This is a genomic window from Burkholderia sp. Ax-1720 (genome assembly GCF_011753035.1).
GTDB classification, from domain to species: Bacteria; Pseudomonadota; Gammaproteobacteria; order Burkholderiales; family Burkholderiaceae; genus Burkholderia; species Burkholderia gladioli.
Window position 1 is genome coordinate 1 of the sequence record NZ_VWWK01000291.1, and the last position, 5320, is coordinate 5320.

Here is a 5320-nt window from a genome sequence, read left to right on the forward strand (position 1 = left end):
CGGCGGGCCAGCCGCCGGCCGCGCTCGGGCCGTACCTGCATTCGCTGGTGGCGATGATCTCCGGCTACGAGGAGGGCATGGCGCTCGACGGCCCGGCCATCGATCTCGCGCTCTACCTGCTGCCCGCGCTGGCGCTGCTCGCGGCGATCGCCCTGCGGCGCGGCGAGGCGTTCACGCTGCGCGCCTTCCTGCTGCTGTCCTTCGCGGCCTTCCTGTTCCTCTGCTTCAAGGGCGGCTTCGTGCGCCACGACGATCACGCGCTGATCGCCGCCAGCGCGATCGCCTTCGCGGGCCTGGTCTTCGCGCTGGCCGCGCCGTCCTGGTCGGGCGCGGGGCTGGCCGTGCTCGGCGCGGTGGCGGGCTGGGCGATCGCGCTGCACTACACCGAGGCGACCCCCGCGCGCTACGCGATGAACGTCGCGCGCACCGCGCTCGGCGTGAGCGAGGGCATCGCGCTGCGCGCGCGCGGCGATGCGCTCGCGCAGGCCTACCAGGCGCGCCTCGCCGCGCTGCGCCGCGAGCACGAGGTGCCGCTGATGAAGGGCAGCTCGGACATCTATTCGTTCTGGCAATCGGACCTGCTGGCGGCCGGCAACGCATGGAACCCGCGTCCGGTGATCCAGAGCTACGCGGCCTACAGCCCGATGCTGGCGGGCCTGAACGCGGCCCACCTGGCCGGCGCGCGCGCGCCCGACACGGTGCTGATGCGGGTCACGCCGATCGACGGCAAGTACCCGACGCTCGACGACGGCCCGAGCTGGCCGGTGCTGATGCGCGACTATCGGCCGGTGGCGTTCCGCGACAACTTCCTCTACCTGGCGCATGCGCCGGCGCCGGCCCGTGCACCGGCGCCGGTGCTCGCGGCCGACGCGATGCTGGGTGCGCCCGTCACGGTGCCCGATTCGGCCGTGCCGCTGGTGGCGAGCCTGGCCATCGAGCCGAGCCTGGCGGGGCGCCTGCGCGCCTTCGTGCTGAAGCCGGCCGCGCTACGCATCCGCGTCACGCTGCGCGACGGCAGCGAGCACGACTACAAGCTGGTCTCCGGCATGGCCCGCGCCGGCTTCGTGCTGAGCCCGCTGGTGCGCAACTCGACCGAGTTCGCGCTGATGTACGGCGCGCCGGGCACGCTGCGCTCGCAGGAGGTGACGCGCTTCACGGTGGAGGCGGCCGACGGCGGCGGCTATGCCTGGCAGAGCCATTACCGGGTGACGCTGACGCCCGCGCCGGTCACGCCGGCGGGCGAGCCCGCCGGCCTGTTCCGGCACGATCCGCTCGGCGATCTCGCGCCGGCCGATCGCAGCGCGCGGCACCGCGAGGGCGCCTGCATGGGCGGCCTGCTGGTGCTTAACGAAACCTACCCGGCGCCGGCCAGCGCGCGCATCGACCACGTCCTGTCGGCCGAGGGCTGGCTGGTGGCCCAGCCGCAGACCATGCGGCCGCCCGAGCGCACCTACCTGAGCCTGACCGACGCCAGCGGCCACGTGCGCTACGCGCCGACCCGCGCCATGCCGCGCCTGGACGTGCAGGACATGATCGGCGCCGGCCCCTTGCCGGATCTCGGCTACACCGCCTATCTCGACCCGGCCGGCCTGCACGGCAGGCAGACGCTCGGCGTGGCCTACGCCAGCGAGGGCGAGCTGGTGTCGTGCAGCAACACCCGCGTGGCGCTGCAGTTCGCCGACTGAGGACCCTGCGATGAACCCGAACCAACTGGCATTGCTCTATCGCAAGCGCTTCGCCGACCACGTGCTGGCGCGCAAGAACGCGATCTGGCGCACCATCCATGGCAGTTTCCTGAAGCGCTACGTGGCGCCCGGCGACACGGTGGTCGACGTCGCCTCGGGCTACGGCGAATTCATCAACCACGTGCAGGCCCGGCGCCGCATCGCGATCGACCTGAACCCCGACGCGCGCCGCCACCTCGCGGCCGGCATCGAGTTCCACCAGGCGCCGGCCACCGAGGTGGGCGAGCTGGTGGCGGGGCAGGCCGACCTGCTGTTCACCTCGAACTTCCTCGAGCACCTGCCCGACAAGGCCACCCTCGACAGCTTCCTGGGCTCGGTGCGGCGCGCGCTGAAGCCGGGCGGCCGCTACCTGATCCTGGGGCCGAACCTGCGCTACCTGGCGGGCGCCTACTGGGATTTCTACGACCACCACCTGGGCCTGACCGACAAGTCGCTGGCCGAGGCGCTGCACCTGGCCGGCTTCGAGATCGAGCGCTCGATCGACCGCTTCCTGCCCTACACGACGCAGGGCGCGCTGCCCACGCATCCGGCGCTGGTCTGGCTCTACCTGCGCCTGCCCCTGGCCTGGCCGCTGCTCGGCAAGCAGTTCTTCATCGTCGCGCGCAAGCCCGCCGATGCCCACCCGCGCTGATCCCGACGAGGCGACTCATGCAAGCTGACAAGATACTCGTCGTCGATCTCGACGGGACGCTGATCCAGTCGGACATGCTGGTCGAGTCCGGGCTCGCCTACCTGAAGCGCTGGCCGCATCGCTTCTACCGGCCGCTGCTGTGGCTGCTCGAGGGCGGCAAGGCCGGCCTCAAGCAGCGCCTGGCCGAGGCCGCCGGCGTCGACGTCACGAGCCTGCCCTACAACGGCACGGTGCTCGAATGGCTGCGCGCCGAGCGCAGCCAGGGCCGGCCGATCACGCTGGCCACCGCCAGCGCCTCGCACTACGCCAATGCGATCGCCGGCCACCTGGGCCTGTTCGACCGCACCTTCGCCAGCGACGGCGCCGTCAACCTGTCGGCCGACAACAAGCGCGACGCGCTGGTGGGCGCCTACGGCGACAAGGGCTTCGACTACGTCGGCAATTCCCGCGACGATCTCTCCGCCTGGCGCGCGGCCGAGCGCGCCTACGTGGTCAACGCGCCCAAACGCATCGCGCGCGAGGCGCAGCGCAACGGCAACGTCGAGCACGTGATCGACACGCGCGCCGGCACGCTGCGGGTCTGGGCCCGCGCGCTGCGCCTGCACCAATGGCTCAAGAACCTGCTGGTGTTCGTGCCGCTGTTCGCCGCGCATCGCGCCGGCGAGCCGACGATGTTCTGGCAGGGCCTGCTGGCCTTCCTCGCCTTCGGGTTGTGCGCCTCCAGCGTCTACGTGCTCAACGACCTGGTCGATCTCGACGACGATCGCCATCATCCGGTCAAGCGCCATCGGCCGTTCGCCAGCGGGGCGCTGTCGCTGCTCTCGGGGGCGATCGCCTTTCCGCTGTTGCTGGCCGCCTCGCTGGCGATCGCGCTGAGCAGCCTGCCGAGCGCGTTCTCGCTGGCGCTGGCGGCCTATTACGCGCTCACGGCGGCCTATTCCTTCGTGCTCAAGCGCATGGTGATCGTCGACGTGATCGCGCTGGCCGCGCTCTACACGGCGCGGCTCGCGGCCGGCACCGCCGCCTTCGGCATGCGCCTGAGCTTCTGGCTGCTGGCCTTCTCGATGTGCATCTTCCTGAGCCTGGCGCTGGTGAAGCGCTACACCGAGCTGGTGGCGCTGGCCGGCGGCCAGGCGCGCGGGCGCGGCTATGTCAGCGACGACCGCGTCATCGTGCTGGCGCTGGGCGCGGCGGCCGGCTACCTGTCGGTGCTGGTGCTCGCGCTCTACATCCAGGACCCGGCCACCCTGATGCTCTACGCCAATCCGCAGCGCATCTGGCTGTCCTGCCCGCTGCTGCTGTACTGGGTCAGCCGCACCTGGATCATCACCAACCGCGGCCAGATGAACAGCGACCCGGTGCTGTTCGCCGCCACCGATGCGACCAGCCTCGGCGTGGCCGCGCTGTTCGTGCTGGTCTTCGTCAGCGCGATATGAGCACGACCGGCCTGCGATCCTGGGCGCGCTATCCGCGCCATCCGCAAACGGGCGCGCCGGTGCATTGGCGCGACAGCCTGCCCGCGCTGCTGAGCGGCCTGAGCCGGCGGCAGGCCTCGGTGCTGGCCTACGGCAACGGCCGCAGCTACGGCGACAGTTGCCTGGCCGCCTCCGACCAGGTGCTGTGGATGAAGTCGCTCGACCGCTTCATCGCCGTCGACTGGCAGAGCGGCCTGGTGCGCGCGGAAGCCGGCATGACGCTCGACGTGCTGCTCGGCGCGGCGCTGCCGCGCGGCTGGATGCTGCCGGTCACGCCGGGCACGCGCTACGTGACGCTCGGCGGCGCGGTGGCCAACGACGTGCACGGCAAGAACCATCACGTGCGCGGCACCTTCGGCCGCCACCTCAGGCGTTTCGGGCTGGTGCGCTCCGATCTCGGGCCGCTCGAGGTCGATGCCGAGCGCCATCCCGAGCTGTACGCGGCGACCATCGGCGGGCTCGGCCTGACCGGCGTGATCAGCTGGGTCGAGCTGCAACTGATGCCGGTGCCCTCTGCCCGCGTCGACCTGCGCCAGATGCGCTTCGGCGGGCTCGACGAGTTCTTCGCGCTGTCCGACGAGCACGACGCGCGCCACGAGTACAGCGTGGCCTGGGTCGATTGCGGCAGCCGCGGCAAGGCGCTGGGCCGCGGCGTGCTGACGGTGGCCGACGCGGCGCCGGCCGAGGCGCCCGGGCAGGGTGGCTCGGGCGAGGGGGGCGCGGCGGCTGGCGCCGGCACGCGCGGCCTGCCGTCGACGCGCCCGCTGACGGTGCCGTTCACGCCGCCGTTCTCGCTGGTGAACCGTCTCTCGGTGCCGGCCTTCAACGCGCTGCATTACTGGCGCGCCGGCCGCGCCGCGGGCAGCGCGCGGGCCGAGCTGCTGCCGTTCCTCTACCCGCTCGACGGCCTGCTCGAATGGCACCGCATCTATGGCCGGCGCGGTTTCCAGCAGTACCAGTGCGTGGTGCCGGCGGCCGACGCGCGCGACGCGATGGCCGAGATGCTGGCGGCGATCGCGGCCAGCCACGCCGGCTCCTTCCTGGCCGTGCTCAAGCGCTGCGGCGCGCTGGTCTCGCCGGGGCTGCTGTCGTTCCCGCTCGAGGGCACCTCGCTCGCGCTCGACTTCGCCCAGCACGACGCGCGCAACGCGGCGCTGTTCGCGCGGCTCGACGCGATCGTGCGCGCCGCGCGCGGCCGTCTCTATCCCGCGAAGGACGCCCATATGTCGGGCGAGGACTTCCGGCGCGCCTATCCGGCCTGGACGCGCGTCGAGGCCTTGCGCGACCCGGCGATCCAGTCGCGTTTCTGGCAACGGACCACCGAGACATGAAGACCATCCTGATCGTGGGCGCGACCTCGGCGATCGCGACCGAATGCGCGCGCCGCTGGGCCGGCGAGGGCGCCGCGCTGTGCCTGGCCGGCCGGCGCGCCGACCGGCTCGGGCAGATCGCCGACGACCTGCGCCTGC

The 5320-nt window shown here is 72.3% G+C and carries 4 protein-coding genes and 1 pseudogene; all 5 read left to right on the forward strand.

Annotated elements, in window-relative coordinates; genetic code table 11:
* The coding region (locus F3J18_RS35400) for a hypothetical protein (RefSeq protein ID WP_166916764.1) at positions 1 to 1685 on the forward strand (1685 nt) is incomplete at its 5' end.
* A gap of 10 nt (positions 1686 to 1695) precedes the next feature.
* On the forward strand, positions 1696 to 2376 hold the full coding sequence (locus F3J18_RS35405) for a class I SAM-dependent methyltransferase (protein WP_166916766.1): 681 nt from the start codon (positions 1696 to 1698) through the stop codon (positions 2374 to 2376).
* A gap of 17 nt (positions 2377 to 2393) precedes the next feature.
* On the forward strand, positions 2394 to 3812 hold the full coding sequence (locus F3J18_RS35410) for a UbiA family prenyltransferase (protein WP_166916767.1): 1419 nt from the start codon (positions 2394 to 2396) through the stop codon (positions 3810 to 3812).
* Positions 3809 to 5182: an FAD-binding oxidoreductase gene (locus F3J18_RS35415; RefSeq protein WP_166916768.1), complete on the forward strand. Its 1374-nt coding sequence runs from the start codon at positions 3809 to 3811 to the stop codon at positions 5180 to 5182. The genes F3J18_RS35410 and F3J18_RS35415 overlap by 4 nt, the downstream gene beginning before the upstream one ends.
* Positions 5179 to 5320 (forward strand): annotated as a pseudogene (locus F3J18_RS38400) (short-chain dehydrogenase); the annotation flags it as partial. The gene F3J18_RS35415 and the pseudogene F3J18_RS38400, both read left to right, overlap by 4 nt.